We start from the raw sequence: 22,479 nt of genomic DNA, 5'->3' as shown, positions 1-22,479 counted from the left end.
CACGCGAGCATCCCGCCGGTTCTGAACATGGTGTGGCCCAACGCAATTGCCGTCGAGGAGTGAGGCATGGACAAGCCGACGCAGCAGCAGCTGAGCGAGCTCAAGAGGCTCAGCAAGGAGGCGCGGGTGGAGGATTGGTCGGAAATCGTCCAGTCCAAGGACGAGGCGGAGATGCGCATCCGCGATCTGAAGGAAAAGGCGCGGATGGAATAGATCATCGCCTGCGCCAAAGCGATCAAGCGCGATCAGCTGCGACCTTGCGTGTTCCGGCTCTGCTCCGCCAGCCGGCGCTCGTATTTTTCGGCCAATGCGAGCAGTCGCTTCCTGATGTGGGGATCGGCGCGGTCGGCCAGTTCGCGGATCAACGCGAGTTGCTCCCGCAGAAAGTTCGCGTCCGTCATCTCCGCTCCGAATCGAATTCGCCGCGGATAGTGCCTTCTTACGCGAACCTCCTCCGTATCATTTGGTATGTTCCGGCATGTCCCTGGCGCCCTATTTCAAGCCCAGCCGGCGCTCAACCCAGCCGAGAGCGAACAGCACGAGCAGCGTCACCGCGATCGCGGCGCCGACCAGCAGCCACGCGCCGAGTGCGCAGGCGATGCCGAGGCCGGCCGCAATCCACACGGTTGCGGCCGTGGTGAGGCCGTGAACCGTCTTCGCCTTGCTGTCGTGCAGGATGACGCCTGCGCCGATGAAGCCGACACCGGTCAATACGCCGGCAACGACGCCCTGGATGACCCTGGAGATCGCATCCGGGTGGTCGCGCAAATTCTGGAACTCGATCACGGAGATCGACACCAGGGCGGAGCCGAGAGCGACCAGCGCGAGGGTTCGCATTCCCACCGGCTTGTCGTTCATGTCACGGTCGATGCCGATCAGGAGGCCCGTACCTGCGGCGACGAGCAGCCTCAGCACATCATCAAGTTCGTTCATCGAATTCCGCAAAGCTAGGAAAGGCGGGGCGCCGTGAAAGAACGCAAACCCGTTGCAAAAGGCCAGCGTCCGATCGCCGCATGCAAGCGGCTTTCGTCGCGGACAGGGCGTTCTAGCGCCTGAAGAACGACGACAGCGTCGATGTCGCCGACGCGGTCTCCGGCTTGGCCGGCGCCGGCTGCGCCGCGGGTGGGGGCGCGGGCTCCTCGCGCTTCGAGGAGCGCTTTGACGAATAGCTGCGGCGGCGCTTGTCCGGCTTCTCGGGCTTTGCACTCGGCGCCGGCGCGGTGTCGGCTTGCGGAGCAGCGTCCTGGTTCTTCTCGGAGCTCTTGTCCTGAACCCTATCTTGGGACTTCTCTGGTCCCTTGTCCGGCGTCTTCTCCGAGCCGCGCATCGACAGGCGCTGGCCGTCGAACACGGTGGTCTCGCAGTGACGGTCGCTGCTCTCGGCGAGGCTCGCGCAGAATTTTGCGGCGGCGGCGGCGTTGACCAGAGGGCCGGCACCGAGGCGGAGCTGCATGCCGAGGCCGGTGGTGCCTTCCTTGATCATGATGATCGGCCGCAGCGCTGCGATTTCCGGGTTGGACTTGGTCACGCCGCGCCAGAGCGCGCGCAGGCCGTCGATCGAATTGGCGCCGCCGAGATCGATCGCAAAGCGCGTCTGCTGAACCGCGATGGCAGGGGCTTCGGTCTCGGCTGCGTCCGGCGCTTTCGTTGTTGCCACGACGATTTCGGCCGCGGCGGGTGCCGGCTCGGTCTTCTTCTCGGCGGCCTTCTCAGCCGACTCGGGCTGCATCAGTTTCGATGCGGCCGGATCCGGCGGGGCCATGAGCGACTTGGCGGGCACCAGCGGAATGGTCGGCAGCGCCGAATTCGTGACTGGATTCTGCTGCACGAGCGAGGCAGCGGCCGCGGTCTGCGGCGGCATGCTCGGCGGTTCCTTCAGCGCTTCCTTCGGCGTGTCCTTCTGAGCATCCTTGGCGGCTTCGGTGCGCGGTTTCTCGCCCGCCGGCGCCGGCGTCGAGGCGACCGGCGCGATGCTGGGCGCTGGTGCTGCGTCCTGCGGCTTCGCGCCCGGCGGCGTGGCGGCCTGCTTGGCAATGGCGCCGGTGACGGAATCGAGCCCTTGCTCCAGCACCGTGACGCGCGAATACAGCCGGTCGCGGTCGCTGTTCAGCGTTTCGATAGCGGCGGCGAGCCGGCGCGCTTCGTTCTGGCTTTCCTTGGTCAGCAGCTGCAGCCGGTCGGCCTGGCGCACGAGATCGGCGGACGCAACCTGGTCGCGCCGCCAGCCGAGCTGGGCCTGGTTGGCCATCACGGCAACGACGACGGCGCCGACGGCCGCCACGCCCCACGAGCCCAGCCGCCACATCAGGCGCCGGTCGAAGGCGCTTTCCTCGGCCAAAAGTCCGGAGAACAGCCCGCCGGTCTCCTTGGTGGAGAAGGCATCCGCCAGTGGGTCGGAATCCTTTGCCATGAATGTTAAGCGCCCAGCCCTGTCCGGCTTCCCCGAATCAATCAGGGAACATTAACAGGAAAAGCGCGCCGCACTTGAATTCCGGGCGTTTGCGGGGGTAGCTAGGCGATAGCTTCCGAGGGCCTCGCCGCCCGTCCGCACCAATTTTGATTCGGCCAATAGCTGTCAGGATTTCAATGACCGCCCGTTCCAGCCTTACGATCGTGCTCGCCGCCGGCGAAGGCACGCGCATGCGATCGAGCCTGCCGAAGGTGCTGCATCCGGTCGCTCACCAGAGTTTGCTCGCCCATGTGCTCGCCGCCGCACCCAAGGGAACCGGCACCTCGCTCGCGGTCGTGATCGGCCCCGATCATCAGGCAGTCGCCGACGAGGCCAAGCGTATCCGCCCCGACGCGCTGACCTTCGTGCAGGCCGAACGGCTCGGCACCGCGCATGCGGTGCTGGCGGCGCGCGAGGCGATCGGGCGCGGCGTCGACGAACTCCTGATCGCGTTCGGCGACACGCCGCTGATCTCGGCCGAGACCTTTGCGCGGCTGCGCGCGCCGCTCGCCCGCGGCGCCGCGATTGCCGCGCTCGGCTTTCGCGCCGCCGATCCGACCGGCTACGGCCGCTTCATCGTCGAGGGCGACCGCCTGGTTGCGATCCGCGAGCAGGCCGACGCCAGCGCGGACGAGCGCAAGATCGATTTGTGCAATGCCGGCGTGATGGCGATCGACGGCCGCCGTGCGCTCGACATTCTCGGGCAGATCGGCAATGCGAATTCCAAGGGCGAATATTATCTGACGGATGCGGTCGAAATCGTCCGCAGGCAGGGATGGGAGGCCGTGGTGATCGAGACCAGCGAGGACGAAGTGCGCGGCATCAACACCAAGGCGCAGCTCGCGGAAGCGGAAAGCGTGATGCAGGCGCGCTTGCGCAAGGCGGCGATGGAGGCCGGCGTCACGCTGATCGCGCCGGAGACGGTGTATCTGTCCACTGACACCGTGTTCGGCAAGGACGTCACCATCGAGCCGTTCGTCGTGATCGGTCCCGGCGTGTCGATCGCGGACGGCACGGTGATCCATTCGTTCTCGCATATCGTCGAGACCACGCTCGGCAAGAAGGTCTCGATCGGTCCCTATGCACGATTGCGGCCCGGCACCTCGCTCGGCGACGGCGCGCGCATCGGCAATTTCGTGGAGACCAAGGCGGCGACGCTGGAGGCCGGCGTCAAGGTCAACCATCTCTCCTATATCGGCGACGCCACCGTCGGCGCCAATTCCAACATTGGTGCCGGCACCATCACCTGCAACTACGACGGCTTCAAGAAGCACAAGACGGTGATCGGGCAGGGCGCCTTCGTCGGCACCAACTCCTCGCTGGTCGCTCCGGTGACGATCGGCAAGGGCGCCTATATCGGCTCGGGCTCGGTGATCACGAAGGACGTACCCGACGACGCGATGGCGCTGGAGCGCAACCAGCAGACCATCCGCGAAGGCGGCGCGGCGCGCTATCGCGAGCTGAAGACCGGCGGCAAGAAGCCGGAGAAGTGATCCTCGTCAAGGCGTAGCGCTAACTAAGGGAATGCGGGCTGGATCACGGAACTGCAAGGAGCGCTTGATCTGCTCAGTGCGCTGCATCCGGCCGAGCTAGCCTGGCCGGCATGCACTGTCTCAGCTCGTTCACCGCCAAGCGGACTCTTGAAGGCGCATGTGCCGCCTGGGACCACACGGCGTAGACAGAGTTGCCGAGAGCTCGGTGGCCATTGAGAACCCTCACGAGTTGACCTGATTGGAGCCGGCTGTCGACCAACCAGGTCGGAAGGCAAGCGATCCCAGCGCCATCCACCGCAGCCTCGGCCACGGCCTCCAGGTCGTCCAGCCGAATACGGCCGCCGACGGCAAATTCGATCACGGCACCGTCCTTCGTCGCGAACCGCCAGGGCTCGGCGCGCCCGCCACGACGGGCATAGGGTAGACAATCGTGGCTTGGGAGCTCGCTTAGATCGGATGGGCAGCCCCGCGTCGCGAGGTAGGTCGGCGCTGCGCACACCGCCATGTCGAATGCGTCGAGGCTGCGCGCGATCAGTCCGGCACGGTCGGGCAAAGGCCCGATCCGCACGGCCAAATCGATCCGTTCTTCGACGAGATCGACAAGATGGTCGGCGAACCGGAGATCAAGCTCCATGGAGGGGTGCCGACGGGTCAGCCCGACCAGGATGGGCGCGACGCAGAGCCGACCCAGCAAGACTGGAGCGCTAACGCGGAGCACCCCTGTTGGCGAGCGATCACTGCCACCCAACGCCGCTTCGGCCGCTTGGATATCGGCCAGAATGCGTTGGCAGCGCTCATAGAAGCTCTGGCCCTCGTCGGTCAGGCTTTGCGCGCGGGTTGTACGGTTGAAGAGGCGGACGCCCAGCCGCTCCTCCAGGCGGGCGATCGTCTTGCCGACCGCTGATCTGGTGAGACCGAGTTGTTCAGAGGCGCGCGCGAAACTGCCGGAATCCGCGACCTGCACGAAAACGGAAATTCCGCTCAAACGATCGACCATGGCTGCCTCAGGAGAAGATCTATCGCCATTGAACGGACAAATGACCGCCAATGCGGACGGTTGAACCCCAATATAGATCACCTTCGGAGCGTGCGACAGGTTGGAGAGCGCGATGAAGACTTGGCAGGTTCGAGGGCCTGGACGCGATTGTCTGAAGCTTGCAGAGATCCCCAGGCCGTCGCCCGGTACTGGCGAGGTGTTGGTGCGCGTGCACGCTGTGTCACTCAATTATCGAGATCGCCTCTCGATCGACAACAACGGCTATGCGAGCTACGGCCTGCCGTTCACGCCTTGCTCCGATCTTGCCGGAGAAATCGAGGCCTTGGGCGCTGGCGTGTCGCGCTTCACCATGGGCGAGCGGGTGATCAACAATTTCAACACGGACTGGATGGACGGTCCGCCCCCGCGCATCGCCGGCGTGGTGGCGAGCTTCGGGGGACCGGTGCCGGGTGTGCTGGCTGAGTACGTGGTCGTCCCCGAGGCTTGGCTGGTCAAGGCGCCCGAGAGCTTGTCGTGCGCAGAGGCGAGCACCCTGCCGTGCTGCGGGCTCACCGCATGGACCAGCCTTGTGGAGCTCGGGCGAATACGGCCTGGCGAGATCGTGGTGGTTCAGGGTACGGGTGGCATGTCGATCTTCGCGATCCAACTCGCCGCAGCCGCCGGTGCAGAGGTGATCGTCACTTCGAGCAGCGACGCCAAGCTCGCGCGGGCCAAGGCACTTGGGGCGCGGCACGGAATAAACCGAACCACGAGTCCGGACTGGGCCGCGGCAGTGTTGGAGCTCACAGGCGGACGGGGCGCCGACCATATTCTGGAGATGGCTGGCGGCGACAACCTCGCAAATTCGGTGAGGGCCATCGCGCCGGGAGGCCGCATCTCCTTGATTGGCGTGATTGACAGCTTCAACTCCAGCTTTCCCTCAGTGCCCGCCATCTTGGCGCAGGCGACGATCCAGGCCATTTACGTGGGACATCGGCGCGGGCTCCAGGACTTGGTGCGCGCGGTTGACCGGATCGGCCTGAAGCCGGTGATCGAAGCCGAGTTCGAGTTCGCCGACTTCCTCTCAGCCCTCGATGTTTTCGCCCAGGGCCCGTTTGGCAAAGTCGTCATCACCGTTGGACGGTGATCAAGCAGGCGATGCACGGGACGCTGCGAGAGGCTATTCGTCGTCGGCGAATTCGGAGAAGATCGCGCGGGTCAGGCGCCAGCCGCGCGGCTTGGCGCGCTTCGCCGGCTCGCCTTCGGGATGCTTGATGAAAAGGGGCTTGTTCTCTTTGCCGCGCAGCGGCGGCGGCCAATGCGCAAGGTGCGTGCCCGTGGTCTCGCTGGCGCGCAGATACGTCGGCGACAAACCTTTGCGGTCGGACGAGCCCTTCATGACTTTTACTCTCCTGGACGGAAATCGTTGGCCAAATTCGTTGACAAGAGGTTAATCTGCGCGGTTTAAGGCCGGCCAATTCGACGCAGGCGAAAAAGAGGTCGCGGGCCAGTGCTGTCTCAATCAGCAATAATTATTGAGTATCTGGTTCCCTGGGATTTTCGCTAAAAACCGAGCGCGTCGTTTAGGCGATTTTTCGACGATTTGGGGGATAGTGGTCCGCATGTGCGGGATTGTCGGCATTCTCGGGCGCGAGCCGGTTGCAGAGCAATTGGTGGATTCGCTCAAACGTCTCGAATATCGCGGCTACGATTCCGCGGGCGTCGCCACGCTCGAAGGCAAGCACCTCGAGCGCCGCCGCGCCGAGGGCAAGCTGAAGAACCTGGAGAAGCGGCTGGAGGCCGAGCCGCTCAAGGGCACCACCGGCATCGGTCACACCCGCTGGGCCACCCACGGCAAGCCGACCGTCAACAACGCCCATCCGCACGCGACCGAGCGCGTCGCCGTGGTCCACAACGGCATCATCGAGAATTTCCGCGAGCTGCGCGAGGAGCTCGAGGCGAAGGGCACGGTGTTCCACACCGAGACCGACACCGAGATCGTGCTGCATCTCGTCGACGATTTGCTCACGCGCGGCAACAAACCCGTGGAAGCGGTGAAGCTGACGCTGGCGCGCCTGCGCGGCGCCTTCGCGCTCGGCTTCATCTTCGCCGGCGACAACGACCTCATGATCGGCGCCCGCAACGGCCCGCCGCTGGCGATCGGCTATGGCGACGGCGAGATGTATCTCGGCTCGGACGCCATCGCGCTCGGCCCGTTCACCGACACGATCAGCTATCTCGAGGACGGCGACTGGGCGGTGCTGACCCGCAAGAGTGCAACGATCTTCGACAAGGACGGCCATGCCGTCCAGCGCGACAAGATCAGGCACGCCGCCTCGACCTCGCTGGTCGACAAGGCCAATTACCGCCACTTCATGGCCAAGGAGATTCACGAGCAGCCGGAAGTGGTCGGCCACACCCTGGCGCGCTACGTCGATATGGCGACCGAGCGCGTCGCGCTGCCGGTCAAGCTGCCGTTCGATTTCAAGAATATCCAGCGCATCAATATCACCGCCTGCGGCACCGCGAGCTATGCCGGCTTCGTCGCAAAATACTGGTTCGAGCGCTTTGCGCGCGTGCCGGTCGAGGTCGATGTCGCCTCCGAATTCCGCTACCGCGAGGCACCCTTGCGCAAGGGCGATCTCGCCATCTTCATCTCGCAGTCCGGCGAGACTGCCGACACGCTGGCGGCGCTGCGCTATGCCAAGGCCGAGGGTGTGCACACGATCGCCGTCGTCAACGTGCCGACCTCGACGATCGCGCGCGAGAGCGAGACCGTGCTGCAGACGCTGGCGGGACCCGAGATCGGCGTCGCGTCGACCAAGGCCTTCACGTGCCAGCTCATGGTGCTGGCAAACCTTGCGATCGCGGCCGGCAAGGCGCGCGGCGAATTGTCGGATGAGGACGAGACCAAGCTCGTCCACGGGCTCGTCGAGGTCCCGCGATTGATGGCGGACGCGCTCACCACCGAACTCCAGATCGAGAAGCTCGCGTACCGGATCGCCAAGTCGCGCGACGTGCTCTATCTCGGCCGCGGCACCAGCTTCCCGCTGGCGCTCGAAGGCGCGCTGAAGCTGAAGGAGATCTCCTACATCCACGCCGAGGGCTATGCCGCCGGCGAGCTCAAGCACGGCCCGATCGCGCTGATCGACGAGACCATGCCGGTCGTCGTCATCGCACCCCACGACCGCGTGTTCGAGAAGACCGTCTCCAACATGCAGGAGGTCGCCGCGCGCGGCGGCAACATCATCCTGATGACCGACGCCAAGGGCGCGGCGGAGGCGACCGTCGAATCGCTCGTCACCATCGTCATGCCCGACATGGCGGCAGCCTTCACGCCGATGGTCTATGCCGTCCCGGTGCAGCTGCTCGCCTATCACACGGCTGTCGTGATGGGGACCGATGTCGATCAGCCGCGCAATCTCGCGAAATCAGTGACTGTCGAATAGGCAATCGGGATATCGGTCGGCCGCAGTCTTCCAAAACCTGCTAGAAGACCCTAGCTTGTTGGTAGCGACCGACCTGGAACCCGAATGACCCCCCGCGACGACGCGCCTGCGCCTCTTGATCCCCTCCCGGAACCGCATACCGGCCTGATGGGCCGCTTCCGCAATTATTTCCTGACCGGCCTCGTGGTGACGGGGCCGATTGCGATCACCCTCTATCTGGTCTGGTGGTTCGTCACCTGGGTCGACGGCGTGGTGCGGCCGTTCGTGCCGCTGGCCTATCGCCCGGAAACCTATCTCCCTTACGTCGTTCCCGGCTGGGGACTGATTGTCGCATTCTTCACGCTGACGCTGGTCGGCTTCCTCGCGGCCAATCTGATCGGCCGCACGCTGGTCGATGTCGGCGAGACCTTTCTCGGCCGGATCCCGGCGGTGCGCGCGATCTATCGCGGCCTGAAGCAGGTGTTCGAGACGCTGTTCTCGGGCAAGGGCTCGAGCTTCCGGAAAGTCGGCCTTGTCGAGTTTCCTTCGCCAGGCATGTGGTCGATCGTGCTGATCTCGCAATCGCCGAACGAGGACATCTCGCGCAGCCTGCCGGGGCAGGAGGAGCATGTCTCGGTATTCCTGCCGTGCTCGCCGAACCCGACCACCGGCTTCTTCTTCTATGTCCCCAAGAGCAAGATCATCGAGGTCGATCTCACCGCCGAAGACGCCGCGACGCTGATCATGTCAGCCGGCGTGGTGCAGCCGGGCTCGGCGCCCGATCCGAAGAAGGCGGCCGCGCTTGCCGGCATGGCGAATGCCGCGCGGATCGCCAATGCCTCCACGCTCCGGCCCGAGCCTGCGAAGGCGGAGTAGGGCCATTCCGTCGCGGGATGGTCGCGTTCACGTCGGCGCATTCGACCTCTGCTAGTCTCAGGTCGACCGGGCGTGCCGCCCGGCGTTCGAGCTGGAGTGCATGATGTCCAAAACCATTGCGATCCTCGCCCCCGGTGCCATGGGCAGCGCCGTGGCCCGCCGCCTCAGCGACAACGGTGCGCGCGTACTGACGTCGCTGCAGGGGCGGAGCGAGGCAACGCTGAAACGCGCGGCGGATGCCGGCATGATCGGCACCGAGGACGACGCGATCGCGGACGCCGACATCATCCTCTCGATCGTGCCGCCGGGCGAAGCCGTGGCGCTGGCCCAACGGCTGGCCGCGCTGATCGTCAGGCGCGAGAAGAAGCCGATCGTGGTCGATTGCAATGCCGTCAATGTCGATACCGTGCAAAGAATCGAGGAGATCATCGGCTCGGCGCAGGCGCCGTTCGTCGATGCCGGCATCATCGGCTTTCCGCCGCAGCGAGGTGGCAAGAGCCCGGCCTTCTACATGTCGGGCGAGCACGCCAAGGATATCGCCGTGCTTGGGGATCTCGGTCTCGACGTGCGGATCGTCGAAGGCCCGGTCGGTGCGGCGTCCGCGTTGAAAATGTCCTATGCCGGCATCGTCAAGGGTCTTGCCGGCATCGGCTCGGCGATGGTGATCGCGGCGACAAAAGCGGGTGCGGCTGATGCGCTGCGCGACGAGCTTGCGCTGAGCCAGCCGGCCATTTTGGCGCGGCTCGAAGTCGCGCTGCCCGACATGATCCCGAAGGCCTATCGCTGGGTCGCGGAGATGCGGGAGATTTCCGGATTCCTCGGGCCCGATCATCCGGCCAGCCAGGTCTACGAGGGCTTTGCGAGGTGGTTCGAGCACCTCGCGGAGGATGAGAAGGGGGAGGCGGCGGACGCCGCGTTGATGAAGGCCTTCGCGGCGAGCATCGCGCGGAAGAACACTTAGGGGGCGTACTCTCATGCTGCCATGTCCTGGCAGCATGACGTAGTATGCCTCGCTCGAGGCTCGCCGATGTCCCGCTCGCAACGACTGCTCGATCTGATTCAGGTGCTGCGCCGGCATCGACGGCCGGTCGCGGGCGCCGCGCTCGCCGACGAGGTCGGCGTGTCGCTCCGCACGCTCTACCGCGACATCGAGACCTTGAAGGCGCAAGGCGCGCACATCGACGGCGAGGCCGGCGTCGGCTACGTGCTGCGGCCCGGCTTCATGCTGCCGCCGCTGATGTTCAGCGAGGAGGAGATCGAGGCGTTGGTGCTCGGCTCACGATGGGTGGCGGAACGCGCCGATCAGCCACTCGGCGATGCCGCCCGCAACGCGCTCGCCAAGATCGGAGCGGTGCTTCCGGACGACTTGCGCGCTGGCCTCGATGCGTCGAGCTTGCTGATCGGACCGGGTGAAGCGCTCGCGGCCGGTGATACCGAACTCGCATCGATCCGCGATGCGATCCGTGCCGAGCGCAAGATGCAGATCGCCTATGCCGACGGCAAGGGAAGTGCATCGCGGCGCACGATCTGGCCGTTCGCTCTCGCCTTTTTCGATCGCGTCCGCGTCGTCGTCGCCTGGTGCGAGCTTCGTGACGGCTACCGGCACTTCCGGACGGACCGCATCACGGCGCTGAAATCGACTGCCAAACGCTATCCACGACGGCGCGCCGCGCTGTTGAAGGAATGGCGCGCTTTGGAGGGCGTGCCGGAGCAGTGATCTTCGTCGACACTACTGACATAAACTGACAGCATGCCGAGCTATAGGTTTCTACGTCGCGCTCACGTCACCGAGCGCCGAACGAGGAGACCTCACATGCCAGACTTCAGCTTCCTGCTGCTCCATGTCGAAAGCCCGGCGGCAAGCGCCAAGTTCTACAGCGAGCTATTGGGTATCCCGATCATCGAGCAGTCGCCGACATTTGCCATGCTGCCGTTGCGTGACGGCGTGATGCTCGGATTGTGGTCGCGCGCCACCGTCGAACCGAAGACCGCGGGACAGCCCGGCAGCAGCGAGGTGGCGTTTACGGTCAGCGACGCGGCCGCCGTGGAGGAAACACACACGGCCTGGAAAAGGGGCGGACTTGCGATCGCCCAGGCGCCGACCCGGATGGACTTCGGCACGACCTTCGTCGCGCTCGATCCGGATGGTCACCGCTTGCGCGTATTCGCGCCGGAGGCTGCATGAGCCCGCGGAGCTGGATCGCCGTCGCCTCGGCCGAGCATGTGCGCGTCGGCCGGCCCCAAGGCTTCGTGGCCTAACCCGCCCCGATCAACGGGATCGCTTCGTCCCGTTCGTACAGATACAGCAGGGAGCGCAGCGCCTCGCCGCGCTCGCCTTTCAGCTTCGGATCCTCTTTGAGGATCCGAAGCGCCTCGTCTCTGGCTTGGGCGATCAGCTGGCCGTGCACCTCCGGGCGCGCGATGCGGTAGCCGGGCAGGCCGCTCTGGCGCACGCCCAGCACGTCGCCTTCGCCGCGCAGCTTCAAATCTTCCTCGGCGATGCGGAAGCCGTCGGTGGTCTCGCGGATCACTTTCAGGCGCGCCTTCGACATCTCGCCGAGCGGCTCGCCATAGAGCAGGATGCAAGTTGACGCCTCCGAGCCGCGTCCGATGCGGCCGCGGAGCTGGTGCAGCTGGGCAAGACCGAAACGCTCGGCGTTCTCGATCACCATGATGGTCGCGGCCGGGACGTCGACGCCGACCTCGACCACGGTGGTGGCGACCAGGAGGCCGATCTCGTGGGCGGCGAACTGGCTCATGACGCGGTCCTTCTCGGTGCCCTTCATCTGGCCGTGGACGAGGCCGACGCGGTCGCCGAAACGTTTTTGCAGGGTCTCGAACCGCTTGGTCGCGTTGGTGAGATGCTCGGTGCCCTCGGCCTCGGATTCCTCGACCAGCGGGCAGATCCAGTAGACTAGCTTGCCGGCTTCGAGCGCGCGGCCGACGCCTTCCATGACCTCGCTGATCCGGCTCATCGGCACGGCGCGGGTATCGATCGGCTGGCGACCGGCCGGCTTCTCGCGCAGTTCGGAAATGTCCATGTCGCCGAAATAGGTCAGCACCAGCGTGCGCGGGATCGGGGTTGCGCTCAGCACCAGCACGTCGACGGCTTCGCCCTTGGACGTCAGCGCAAGGCGCTCGCGCACGCCGAAACGGTGCTGTTCGTCGACGATGGCGAGCGCGAGATCCCTGAAGACGACATCGTCCTGGATCAGCGCATGGGTGCCGACGAGCAGGTCGATCTCGCCCGCGGCGAGCTCAGTGATGATCTCGCGCCGTTCCTTGCCCTTCTCGCGGCCGGTGAGAATGGCAACGCGCAATCCCGCGCGCTCCGCGAGTGGGGCGATGGTCTTGATGTGCTGGCGCGCCAGGATTTCGGTCGGGGCCATCAGCGCGGCCTGCTTGCCGACCTCGGCGACCGCGGCGGCAGCGAGCAGCGCCACCACGGTCTTGCCGGAGCCGACGTCACCCTGCAGCAGGCGCAGCATGCGCACCGGCTGCTTCAGGTCTTCGGCGATCGCCGCCGCAGCGCTGCGCTGGGATGGTGTCAGCGCGTAAGGCAGGGCGTCGATGATCTTGTTGCGCAGATGCCCGTCGCCGGCATTGCGCACGCCGGCGGGGCGGCGCAGCTGCGCGCGGATCAGGGCAAGCGCGAGCTGGCCGGCCAGCAGTTCGTCGAAGGCGAGGCGCGACCAGAACGGCCGGTCGGGCAAGATGTCGGTCAGCTCGACCGGCTGGTGCACGCGATTGAGCGCTTCCGCGATCGGCGGGAAGTCGCAGCGGCGCAGCACCTCCGGGCTGATCCATTCCGGCAAAGCGGGAAGCTTTTGCAGCGCCTGCGCGATCGAGCGGCGGAGCGAGCCCAGCGCGAGCCCTTCCGTCAGCGGATAGACCGGGTCGATCCCCGACAGCTTCGAGATCGCCTCCTCGTCGAGCACGCGGTCGGGATGCACGATCTGCGGGATGCCGTCATACATCTGCAGCGTGCCGGAGACGTAGCGCTTCGCGCCCATCGGCAGCAGCTTCTCGACATAGCCCGGCTTGGCGCGAAAGAAGGTCAGCACGACGTCGCCGGTATCGTCGCGTGCATAGACCAGATACGGCGCGCGCGCGTTGCGCGGCGGAGGCGGGCGGTGGCGATCGACGGTGACCTCCAGCGTCACCATGGTTCCAACGGCCGCGTCTCGGATCTTCGGCCGGGCGCGGCGGTCGATGACCTGGCTCGGCAGATGCAAGAGCAGATCGACCAGCCGCGGCGTCTCGCTGCGGCTGAGCAGGTACTGCAACAGCTTGTCCTGCTTCGGACCGACGCCGGGCAGGCTGGTCAAGGGAGCAAACAGCGGATTGAGCAGGCTGGGGCGCATTCTCGCAACATTCGTCATGCGCGGGCTTGACCCGCGCATCCATCTTTTCAATGACGATGGATTGCCGGGTCCCGGCTCCGCAAACGGCTTCGCCGGGCTTTCGATATCAGGCCGGCGAAGCTTTGCGAAGACGGCAAGCCCGGCAATGACGGTCTCCAAACAATTGCAATAACAAAGGGCTGACATGGGGACCTTGAGTGGCTATATCACCCCCGCCCGGCACGTCCGGGCTTTCTGCGTTTGACTGGATTTGAGACATGACGGGAACGACACGATCGAGCAGCGGGCTGGATGACCGCCGCAAGCGGCTTCTGTTCCGCTGCTGGCACCGCGGCACGCGCGAGATGGACCTGGTCCTCGGCCGGTTCGCGGATGCCGAGATCGGCAATTTGTCCGACGCCGAGCTCGGCGAGCTCGAGCGCCTGCTCGAGGTCAATGATCCCGATCTCTATGCCGCCATCACCGGTGACAAGGTGCTGCCGGCCGACGTCGCCGGCGCGCTGTTTGCCCGCATCAAGGCGTTTCCGATCGCGGACGGCAATCTATGAAGCAAGGGATGAAATCTCCGGCCGAGCTGCTGACGCCCGGCCGCGCGCTGACGCTTGCCAATGTCGCGGAAGGCGCCGAAGGGCTCGTGGTCTCCGATCTCGCCCGTGCCATCGCGGCGCGGCCGAAGAAGCCGGCTGTCAGCCTTGCGGTCGTCTGCCGCGACGGCGGGCGCATGCAGTCGCTCGAGCGGGCCCTGCGGTTCTTCGCGCCCGATCTGCCGGTGCTGACCTTCCCTGCCTGGGATTGCCAACCCTATGACCGTGTCTCGCCACATGGCGGCATTCTCGCGCAGCGCCTGACCACGCTGGCGCGGCTGGCCTCGCTCACCGGCAGCGACAAGCCGCTGATCGTGCTGACCACGGTGAACGCGGTGGTGCAGCGCGTGCCCGCGCGCGAGCTCGTCGCGGCGCAGGCGCTCTCGGTCGCGCCGGGCAACGTCGTGCCGATGGACACCGTCGTGGCCTGGCTCGAGCACAACGGCTACAACCGTTCCTCCACCGTGCGCGAGCCCGGCGAATACGCCGTGCGCGGCGGCATTCTGGACCTGTTTCCGGCCGGCCTCGAGCAGCCGGTGCGCTTCGACTTTTTCGGCGACAGCCTGGAATCGATCCGCTCTTTCGATGCTGAGACCCAGCGCACGCTGCTCGACATGCGCTCGCTCGACCTCGTGCCGGTCTCGGAGTTCCAGCTCGTCACCGACACCATCCGCAGATTCCGCATGGGCTATGTCGCCGAGTTCGGCGCGCCCGAGCGCGACGATGCGCTGTATGAAGCGGTCAGCGAGGGCCGTCGCCATCCCGGCATGGAGCACTGGCTGCCGCTGTTCCAGGACCGGATGGATACGCTGTTCGACTACCTGCAAGGCGCATCCGTCGCGATCGAGCCGCAGGCCGAGGATGCCGTGCGCGAGCGCTTCAAGCAGATCCTCGATTATTACGAGGCCAGGCGCGAGGCGATGGAGCATCCCGGCGGCGGCGCGATCTACAAGCCGCTGCCGCCCGACCGGCTGTATCTGACCGAGGAGGAATGGGGCAAGCGCCTCGGCGAGATCCCGCTGGCGCGGCTGACGCCGTTCTCGGTGCCGACCGACGGCACCGGAGTCGTCGATGCCGGCGCGCGCAAGGGCCGCGACTTTGCGCCGGAGCGCAACGACAGCAATGTCAACGTGTTCGAGTCCGTCGTCAGCCACGTCATGGCGCTGCAGGCGCAGCGCAAGAAGGTCGTGATCGCGCTGTGGACGGAGGGCTCGCGCGACCGCATGAATTCGATGCTGCGCGACCACAAGCTCGCCCATACCACCAGCGTCAACTCCTGGCGGACCGTGCAGGCGACGCCGCGCAACGAGACCATGCTCGCCGTGCTCGGCCTCGAAAGCGGCTTCGAGACCGACGAGATCGCCGTCATCAGCGAGCAGGATATTCTCGGCGACCGCCTGGTGCGGCCGCGCAAGGCCAGCCGCAAGCTCGACAATTTCATCTCGGAGGTGACGAGCCTCACCGCCGGCGACATCGTCGTCCACGTCGATCACGGCATCGGCCGGTTCATCGGCCTGCAGACGCTGGACGTTGCCGGCGCGCCGCATGACTGTCTCGAGCTGCACTATGCGGCCGAGACGAAGCTGTTCCTTCCGGTCGAGAACATCGAGCTGCTGTCGCGTTACGGCTCTGATCAAACCACGGTCGAGCTGGATAAGCTCGGTGGCTCGGGGTGGCAGACACGCAAGGCGAAGCTCAAGAACCGCATCCGCGAGATCGCGGGCGAGCTGATCAAGATCGCGGCCGAACGCATGCTGCACGAGGCGCCGAAGCTGCCGGTGCAGCAGGGCGTCTACGATGAGTTCTGCGCGCGCTTCCCCTATGACGAGACCGAGGACCAGCTCGGCGCCATCGAGTCCACGCTGAAGGATCTCGAAAAGGGCCGCCCGATGGATCGCCTGATCTGCGGCGACGTCGGCTTCGGCAAGACCGAGGTAGCGCTACGCGCCGCCTTTGCCGTCGCGCTCGACGGCAAGCAGGTCGCGGTCGTGGTGCCGACCACGCTGCTGGCGCGCCAGCATTACCGGACCTTCACCGAGCGCTTCAAAGGCTTCCCTGTCAACGTCGCGCAAGCCTCGCGCCTGATCCCGACCAAGCAGCTCAACGAGGTCAAGAAGGGCATCGCCGACGGCTCGGTCGACATCGTCGTCGGCACCCATGCGCTGCTCGGCAAGACGATCAAGTTCCGCGACCTTGGCCTGCTCATCGTCGACGAAGAGCAGCATTTCGGCGTCAGCCACAAGGAGCGGTTGAAGGCGCTCCGTGCCGAGGTACATGTGCTGACGCTGTCGGCAACCCCGATCCCGCGCACGTTGCAATTGGCACTCACCGGCGTCCGCGAGCTCTCGATCATTGCCTCGCCCCCGGTGGATCGCCTGGCGGTGCGCACCTTCGTCGCCCCGCACGATCCCTTGATGATCCGCGAGGCGCTCTTGCGCGAGCGTTATCGCGGCGGCCAAGCGTTCTACGTCGTACCGCGCATCGACGATCTCGCCGAGGTCAAGGACTTCCTCGACAAGAACGTGCCCGAGATGAAGGTCGCGGTCGCGCACGGCCAGATGCCGCCCGCCGTGATCGAGGACATCATGACCGCGTTCTACGACGGCAAGTTCGACATTCTCTTGTCGACCACGATCGTCGAGTCCGGCCTCGACATTCCCAACGCCAACACGCTGATCGTGCATCGCGCCGACATGTTCGGCCTTGCCCAGCTCTACCAGCTGCGCGGCCGCGTCGGCCGCTCCAAGCTGCGGGCCTACGCGCTGTTCACGCTGCCGGCGCAGCAGAAGATCACGGCGCAGGCCGAGCGCCGGCTCACCGTGCTGCAATCGCTGGAGACGCTGGGCGCCGGCTTCCAGCTCGCCTCGCACGACCTCGACATTCGCGGCGCCGGCAATCTCTTGGGCGAGGAGCAGTCCGGCCACATCAAGGAGGTCGGCTTCGAGCTCTATCAATCGATGCTGGAGGAGGCGATCGTCAATCTCAAGGCCGGCGTGTCCGAGCCCGCCGCCGACCGCTGGTCGCCGTCGATCACTATCGGCATGCCCGTGCTCATCCCGGAGGATTACGTCAGCGATCTCTCGGTGCGGTTGTCGCTGTACCGGCGCCTCGCCGATCTCGACACCGAGGAGGAGATCGAGAATTTCGGCGCCGAGATGCGCGACCGCTTCGGCGTGCTGCCGGACGAAGTCCGCTACCTGTTCAAGGTCGCCGCGATCAAGGCGTTCTGCCGCCGGGCCAATGTCGAGAAGATCGACGCCGGCCCGAAGGGCGCCGTCATCGTCTTCCGCGACAATTCCTTCGCCCATCCCGATCGCCTCGTCACCTTCATCCGCAGCCACGGCCAGGCCGCCAAAGTGCGGCCCGACATGAAGGTGGTGTTCCTGCAGGACTGGGAAACGCCGGAAGAGCGCCTCGCCGGCACGACGGAGATCATGCGGCAGCTGGCGCAGCTCGCGGAAAGCAAGAAAGCGGCGTAGGCCCGGCTCTCACCACGTCATTGCGAGGAGCCCTTGCGACGAAGCAATCCAGAGTCTCTCCGCGGAGAGAGTCTGGATTGCTTCGCTGCGCTCGCAATGACGGTGGTTGTTGCTGGCAGCTCGCGAAAAACTACGACGCCGCCCGTGACGCGTCCGCCGACAGCCGCGCCAGCAAGGACCTTGCCGTATCTGAGGGCGACAGCGAGTCCACGCTGACCACGGGATCGCTGCGCATCTCGTGCTTGCCGTTCGAGGTGTGCCGCATCACCGCCGACAGGCGGCGGGCGATCATATGCGCGGTGCGGAAGTCGGTCTCGGCGAACACCACGATCACCGAGCCGTCCTTCTGCGCCGCGCCAAAATCCATCTGCCGCATCAGGCGGCTCAAAATGCGCGCGGCGTCGAGCTGGGCGCGGGAATTGTTGGGGTCGAAGGCGAAGCGGGCGACGGAGAGGCCGCCGCCGCGGGCGAGCGTCTGCTCCACTGCCTTGGCGAAATCACGGGCGAAGGCTTCCACCGTGAGCAGGCCGCTGCGCGGATCGAGCCAGCCGCCGGCATCGATCGAGCGCAAGGTGCGGCTCAGCTGCGCTTCCATGGCGTGCTGGTGGATCAGGGGCAGCGCGTTAGCCGCGATCCTCGCCGGCTCGCCCGCGATCAGCTCGAGATTGGGCAGGTCGTAGCTTTGGGTGAGCTGGTGGGCGGTGACGACCACAGGCAGGTTGCGAAATCGAGCGTCCTCCGTAAGCACCGTGAGGAAGGCATCGGTCACGCGCGCGGTAAAACCTTCGGCGAGCACGACGCCGTCGAGATCGCGGGTGTTGAGGTGTTTTGCGGCGGCCTCGATCGAGAGCGCGCCGACCACGCCGATGCGTTCGCCGAGCGCGACGGAGAGCGCGGGATAGGCCGCGCCGCGGCCGATCAGGAGCACTGTGGCGTCGCGTACGGGATCGCCTTGCGGCAGCGCGAACTTCACTTCGGGCAGCCGGCGCAGAACCGTTGCGTGCAATGTACGCACGCGCAGCGCAGCCCGGAGCCGCGCGATCAGCCGGTCAGGATTGCCGCCGCGCGAGGAGAAGGGCAGGGCGTTGAGCGGCAGCGTGCCCGCCGCATCCAGGGCCACGAAGGGCAGGTAAGGCGATTGATCGGCGATCTTCTTAGCAAGCCGCGTCACATGCGGCTCGTGTCCGGCATGGACCGCAGCGAGAACCGCGGCCGGCTGCACCTCGTCGACCGCGCGCGATGCGCTGGTCCAGTCGGTGTCGACGACGGGAAAGAGCCGGGCCTCGTCCAGCGCCGCCACGACGGCGGGACGTTCGGCATCGGACACAAACAGGATCGGGCCCGCCTGGGACATCGAGTCACTCAAGATCACGCAACAGATGCCGCGCAATCTAGTTTGGCCGCCTTAATGCTGCGTCAACGCAAGCGCTGAAACCGCGCCTAGGCCGCCCCGGAGCGGTCCCGAAAAGCCTCGACCATCAGGGGGTTAAGCCCGAGCTCGCTGAGCGCCTCGCGGGCGCGGGCATTGTCCTGGGCGCGCCCGGCGAGCCGGTGGCCCGAGAGCCGGTCGGGCAGCGCCGTGAGCAGGGCACCCTGGCCGAGCCGGCGCGCCCATTCCTGCAGGTCGTTGGACAGGAAGCGATAGCCGCCGACGGCCATGATGCCGGAGGGCGGCGCGGTGATGCAGATCGCGCCGCTCGGGCGGTCGAGCCGCGCGGCATAGCCGGTGTCGACATAGTCGCGCGGCGGCTGCGGCGTCAGCGTCTCGCCGACCGGCTGCGGCGGGGCGTAGGCTGCGATCGGCACCATCGCGCCGCGCAGGCCGAGCGTGCCCTTCGGCGTCAGCAGGATCTCGCCGGCGATGGAGGAGCCGGACTGCTCGCGCGGGGCGCCGTGCGGCCCCGGCATCACCGGCACCGGCATGCCGTCCTCGCCGCGGCGGGCGCCGAACAAACCGGCCTCGCCGAACAGATAGACGTCGGTCAGCGGCGCGTGCGGCGCGATCCAGGCATCGCTCGCCGCCACCTGCTCGGGCGCGCGCCACAGGCCGATGACGTTGCGCAAAGTGGGCATCCGCGCCGCGAGGTCGGCATCGCCGAGCCGCAGCGCGAGCTGCGCCGGCGCGATCAGCACCTCGCATTCGTGCTCGTTGATCTGCTGCTCCAGCACATCGTTCTCGAACGGATGATGCAGCGCCAGGGTGCCGCCCGAGAGCAACCACACCGCGAGCGAGGAGGCGAGCCCTGCGAACGACATTGGCGTGAACGCCGCCATCACCGTCGCGCCCTGCTTGATGTCGGCTTCGAGCGACATCGCAAGGCCGCCCGCGATCAGGCTGAAATGCGGCCGCGGCACCGGCCGGAAGCCCTCCGCCGTGACATCGAAGGAGATCATGGCCGCCTTGCGGCCGTCCTGAATCACGGCGCGCGTGGTGCCGGGCGGGCGCGCCAGGACGTCGTCGAGCGAAGCCATGCCTTCGGGCAGGTCGCTTCCGAAGCCGTAGACGTGCCGGATCGAGAACGCCTCGGCCGCGGCGTGCATGGCGAGATCGGCATAGCTGACGCCATCGACCGTGCTCATGGTGACGATGGCCCGCGCGGCGGTGCGGTTGAGCGCGGCGGTCAGTTCCGCATGGCGCCACAGCAGCGGCAGCACCGCGACGACGAGGCCGGCGCGATGGGCGGCGAGCACGGTCAGCACGAACTCGACCGTGTTGGGCAACTGGATCGCGATGACGGAATTGGCGGGCAGGCCCGATTCGACGAAATGCGCCGACAGCGCCTCGATGGCGGTATCGGCCTCGGCATAGGTCATCCGCCGCGGCTGGTGCCCGGTGATGCGCGCCTTGTTGAGCGGATCGAGCAGGGCGGTCGCCCGCGGCTGCCGCGTCAGCGTGCGCTGAAACAATGTGTCGAGCGTCGGCGATACGGCTGGCTGGTTCACGGCGTCACTTCGCTTGATGAGCTTGCGGCTGCCCCTTCGACCACCAGGTCTCCGGCAAATAGCCCGAGAGGGAGGTGGTCTTGGGCCGTTCTATCCGATTCCAGCGCGCGATCCATTGCTCCGATACGTTAAACAGCGGGATTGTGTAGACGCCCGCGATCAGGACGCGGTCGAGCGCGCGCACCGCCGAAACGAAGTCCGTATGTTCACGGGCCTCGAGCAGGGCGGCGATCATGGCATCGACGGCGGGATCCCTGGCGCCCATGTAGTTGCGCGTGCCCGGATTGTCCGCGGCCGCGCTGCCCCAATAGAAATACTGCTCGTTGCCGGGCGACAGCGACTGGTCCCAGCGGTTCTGGATCATGTCGAACTCATAGGCGAGCCGGCGCTGGTCAAATTGCACGGGATCGACCGAGCGCACGCTGGCCTCGATGCCGGCGCGCCTAAGGTCGCGCTGGAAGGCGAGCGCGATGCGCTCCTGGTCGCGCGTCGTGACCATGATCTCGAAGGTGAAGGGGGCCTTGGTCGCGCGGTTGCGCAGCGCGGTGCCGTCGAGATCGTAGCCGGCCTCAGACAGCAGCTTCAGCGCGGCGCGCAGCGTGGTGCGGTCGCGGCCTGATCCGTCGGTGACCGGCAGGCGGTAGCTGCCCTCCAGAATGTCGGGCGGGATCTGCGCGGCGAACGGTTTGAGCAGCTCGCGCTCGCGCGCATCGGCAGGCCTGCCATAGGCCGACAGCTCCGAGCCGGCGAAATAGCCGGCCACGCGCGAATAGAGCCCGAAGAAATAGCTGCGGTTGACCAGCTCGAAATCGAACAGCAGCGTCAGGGCCTGCCGCACGCGGATGTCGGCGAAGATCGGACGGCGGGTGTTGAACACCAGGAATTCGGACGGCTGCGGCATGCCGGGCTTGACGGTGTCGCGGATCACCTCGCCGCTTCTGGCGGCCGGAAAGTCATAGCCGTCGTGCCAGCGCAAGGGCTCGTGCTCGACGCGGAAATCGTAGAGGCCGCGTTTGAATGCCTCGAACTGGCCGTTCGCCTCGCGAAAATAGTCGAGCCTGATCTCGTCGAAATTGTAGAGCCCGCGATTGATGGCGAGGTCGCGGCCCCAATAATCGGGATTGCGCGTGAGCGTCACGCTGGCGCCCGGCTTCACCGCCGTGACGCGATAGGGGCCCGAGCCGAGCGGGGCCGTCAGCGTCGTTTCCTCGAAGGTCGCGACGTCGATCGCGTGCTTGGGCAGGATCGGCATCAGGCCGAGAATCAGCGGCAGCTCGCGGTCGTTGGCGCCGGTTAAGTCGAATCGGACGGTGAGAGGATCGGGCGCTTCGGCCTTCGCAACCTTGCTGTAATACTGCCGGTGATTGGGACGGCCGCGGTCGCGCAGCAGCAGCCACGAGAACAGCACGTCCTCGGCCGTGACGGGCTTGCCGTCGGAGAAGCGGGCGCGGGGATCGAGACGGAAGGTGACGAAGCTTCGCTCGTCATTGGTTTCGACCGTTCTGGCGAGCAGGCCGTAAAGCGTGAACGGCTCGTCCTGCCCGCGCGCCAGCAGGCTCTCGACCACGTAGTTGCGGACCGGCTGCACCGCCAATCCCCTGACGATGAAGGGATTGAGGCTGTCGAAGGTGCCGAGAATACCCCAGGTCAGGCGGCCGCCCCTGGGGGCATCGGGGTTGGCATAGGGCATGTGGCTGAAATCGGCGGGCTTCGCCGGCTTGCCGTGCATGGCGATCGCATGGGCCTCCTCGGCCGCCGCGGCGCCGGACAACACCCCGCCAAGCGCAAGGGCAAGCGCACAGAGGCGGAGGCCGGGGCCCTCGAAGAGGCGCTGGAACATGAACATCGGCACACGGTGATTCGAGGACCGGCGGGCCTGAATCTTAT

General features: G+C 66.3%; 19 protein-coding genes. 10 read left to right on the top strand and 9 right to left on the bottom strand.

Translation table 11 applies throughout. The features are described from left to right. Positions 1-66: 66 nt before the first annotated feature. The gene (locus DCG74_RS24735) at positions 67-213 is read left to right on the top strand and encodes a hypothetical protein (RefSeq protein WP_172783745.1); all 147 of its coding nucleotides are present in this window, start codon (positions 67-69) and stop codon (positions 211-213) included. A 32-nt stretch (positions 214-245) separates the two neighbouring features. On the opposite strand, the gene DCG74_RS24730 is transcribed toward DCG74_RS24735, so the two are convergent. The 3 genes from DCG74_RS24730 to DCG74_RS24720 all read right to left on the bottom strand — a co-directional run bounded on the left by DCG74_RS24730 (position 246) and on the right by DCG74_RS24720 (position 2,410). Continuing rightward, a complete protein-coding gene (locus tag DCG74_RS24730) occupies positions 246-401 on the bottom strand; it encodes a hypothetical protein (protein WP_172783746.1) in 156 nt (51 codons plus the stop codon). A 91-nt stretch (positions 402-492) separates the two neighbouring features. After that, complete coding sequence (locus DCG74_RS24725) at positions 493-933, bottom strand: MgtC/SapB family protein (protein ID WP_172783747.1); 441 nt, start codon at positions 931-933, stop codon at positions 493-495. 112 nt (positions 934-1,045) lie between these two features. Then, positions 1,046-2,410, bottom strand: a complete 1,365-nt coding sequence (locus DCG74_RS24720; RefSeq protein ID WP_172783748.1) for a hypothetical protein — start codon at positions 2,408-2,410, stop codon at positions 1,046-1,048. Between the two features lie 176 nt (positions 2,411-2,586). On the opposite strand from DCG74_RS24720, the gene glmU reads away from it, so the two are divergent. Then, positions 2,587-3,942: a bifunctional UDP-N-acetylglucosamine diphosphorylase/glucosamine-1-phosphate N-acetyltransferase GlmU gene (gene glmU / locus DCG74_RS24715; protein ID WP_172783749.1), complete on the top strand. Its 1,356-nt coding sequence runs from the start codon at positions 2,587-2,589 to the stop codon at positions 3,940-3,942. Positions 3,943-4,015: 73 nt separating this feature from the next. Here glmU and DCG74_RS24710 read toward each other — a convergent pair whose 3' ends face one another. Continuing rightward, positions 4,016-4,939: a LysR family transcriptional regulator gene (locus DCG74_RS24710; protein ID WP_172783750.1), complete on the bottom strand. Its 924-nt coding sequence runs from the start codon at positions 4,937-4,939 to the stop codon at positions 4,016-4,018. A gap of 112 nt (positions 4,940-5,051) precedes the next feature. Here DCG74_RS24710 and DCG74_RS24705 point away from each other — a divergent pair, with 112 nt between their 5' ends. Continuing rightward, a complete protein-coding gene (locus DCG74_RS24705) occupies positions 5,052-6,065 on the top strand; it encodes an NAD(P)-dependent alcohol dehydrogenase (protein ID WP_172783751.1) in 1,014 nt (337 codons plus the stop codon). 33 nt (positions 6,066-6,098) lie between these two features. On the opposite strand, the gene DCG74_RS24700 is transcribed toward DCG74_RS24705, so the two are convergent. Next, on the bottom strand, positions 6,099-6,317 hold the full coding sequence (locus tag DCG74_RS24700) for a hypothetical protein (RefSeq protein WP_172783752.1): 219 nt from the start codon (positions 6,315-6,317) through the stop codon (positions 6,099-6,101). A 223-nt stretch (positions 6,318-6,540) separates the two neighbouring features. Here DCG74_RS24700 and glmS point away from each other — a divergent pair, with 223 nt between their 5' ends. The 5 genes from glmS to DCG74_RS24675 all read left to right on the top strand — a co-directional run bounded on the left by glmS (position 6,541) and on the right by DCG74_RS24675 (position 11,407). Beyond that, positions 6,541-8,367, top strand: coding sequence for a glutamine--fructose-6-phosphate transaminase (isomerizing) (glmS, locus tag DCG74_RS24695; protein WP_172783753.1), 1,827 nt, complete (start codon positions 6,541-6,543; stop codon positions 8,365-8,367). 84 nt (positions 8,368-8,451) lie between these two features. Beyond that, positions 8,452-9,222, top strand: coding sequence for a DUF502 domain-containing protein (locus tag DCG74_RS24690; protein WP_172783754.1), 771 nt, complete (start codon positions 8,452-8,454; stop codon positions 9,220-9,222). Positions 9,223-9,325: 103 nt separating this feature from the next. Next, positions 9,326-10,183 (top strand): NAD(P)-dependent oxidoreductase, encoded by an 858-nt coding sequence (locus DCG74_RS24685; protein WP_172783755.1) that lies wholly within the window; start codon positions 9,326-9,328, stop codon positions 10,181-10,183. Positions 10,184-10,249: 66 nt separating this feature from the next. Further along, positions 10,250-10,939 carry a YafY family protein gene (locus DCG74_RS24680; protein ID WP_172783756.1) on the top strand — a complete coding sequence of 230 codons (690 nt, stop codon included), beginning with the start codon at positions 10,250-10,252 and terminating at the stop codon, positions 10,937-10,939. Between the two features lie 96 nt (positions 10,940-11,035). After that, positions 11,036-11,407: a VOC family protein gene (locus DCG74_RS24675; RefSeq protein ID WP_172783757.1), complete on the top strand. Its 372-nt coding sequence runs from the start codon at positions 11,036-11,038 to the stop codon at positions 11,405-11,407. 70 nt (positions 11,408-11,477) lie between these two features. On the opposite strand, the gene recG is transcribed toward DCG74_RS24675, so the two are convergent. Continuing rightward, positions 11,478-13,586, bottom strand: a complete 2,109-nt coding sequence (gene recG, locus DCG74_RS24670; RefSeq protein WP_172783758.1) for an ATP-dependent DNA helicase RecG — start codon at positions 13,584-13,586, stop codon at positions 11,478-11,480. Positions 13,587-13,843: 257 nt separating this feature from the next. Between recG and DCG74_RS24665 the strand changes: the two genes are divergently transcribed. Next, positions 13,844-14,134: a succinate dehydrogenase assembly factor 2 gene (locus DCG74_RS24665; RefSeq protein ID WP_172783759.1), complete on the top strand. Its 291-nt coding sequence runs from the start codon at positions 13,844-13,846 to the stop codon at positions 14,132-14,134. Next, a complete protein-coding gene (gene mfd / locus DCG74_RS24660; RefSeq protein ID WP_172783760.1) occupies positions 14,131-17,649 on the top strand; it encodes a transcription-repair coupling factor in 3,519 nt (1,172 codons plus the stop codon). Before DCG74_RS24665 ends, mfd begins: the two co-directional genes overlap by 4 nt. Before the next feature lie 130 nt (positions 17,650-17,779). Here mfd and DCG74_RS24655 read toward each other — a convergent pair whose 3' ends face one another. From DCG74_RS24655 to DCG74_RS24645, 3 genes are all read right to left on the bottom strand, one after another. Beyond that, positions 17,780-19,003 (bottom strand): GGDEF domain-containing protein, encoded by a 1,224-nt coding sequence (locus DCG74_RS24655; protein ID WP_172783761.1) that lies wholly within the window; start codon positions 19,001-19,003, stop codon positions 17,780-17,782. An 86-nt stretch (positions 19,004-19,089) separates the two neighbouring features. Continuing rightward, the gene (locus DCG74_RS24650; protein WP_172783762.1) at positions 19,090-20,592 is read right to left on the bottom strand and encodes a class I adenylate-forming enzyme family protein; all 1,503 of its coding nucleotides are present in this window, start codon (positions 20,590-20,592) and stop codon (positions 19,090-19,092) included. Between the two features lie 4 nt (positions 20,593-20,596). After that, positions 20,597-22,438, bottom strand: coding sequence for an extracellular solute-binding protein (locus DCG74_RS24645; RefSeq protein ID WP_172783829.1), 1,842 nt, complete (start codon positions 22,436-22,438; stop codon positions 20,597-20,599). Positions 22,439-22,479: the final 41 nt, after the last annotated feature.

It is taken from the genome of Bradyrhizobium sp. WBAH42, assembly GCF_024585265.1.
Taxonomy (GTDB): Bacteria; Pseudomonadota; Alphaproteobacteria; order Rhizobiales; family Xanthobacteraceae; genus Bradyrhizobium.
Note: the sequence above shows the minus strand (reverse complement) of the source record. Positions and strands in the feature narration are given on the sequence as shown.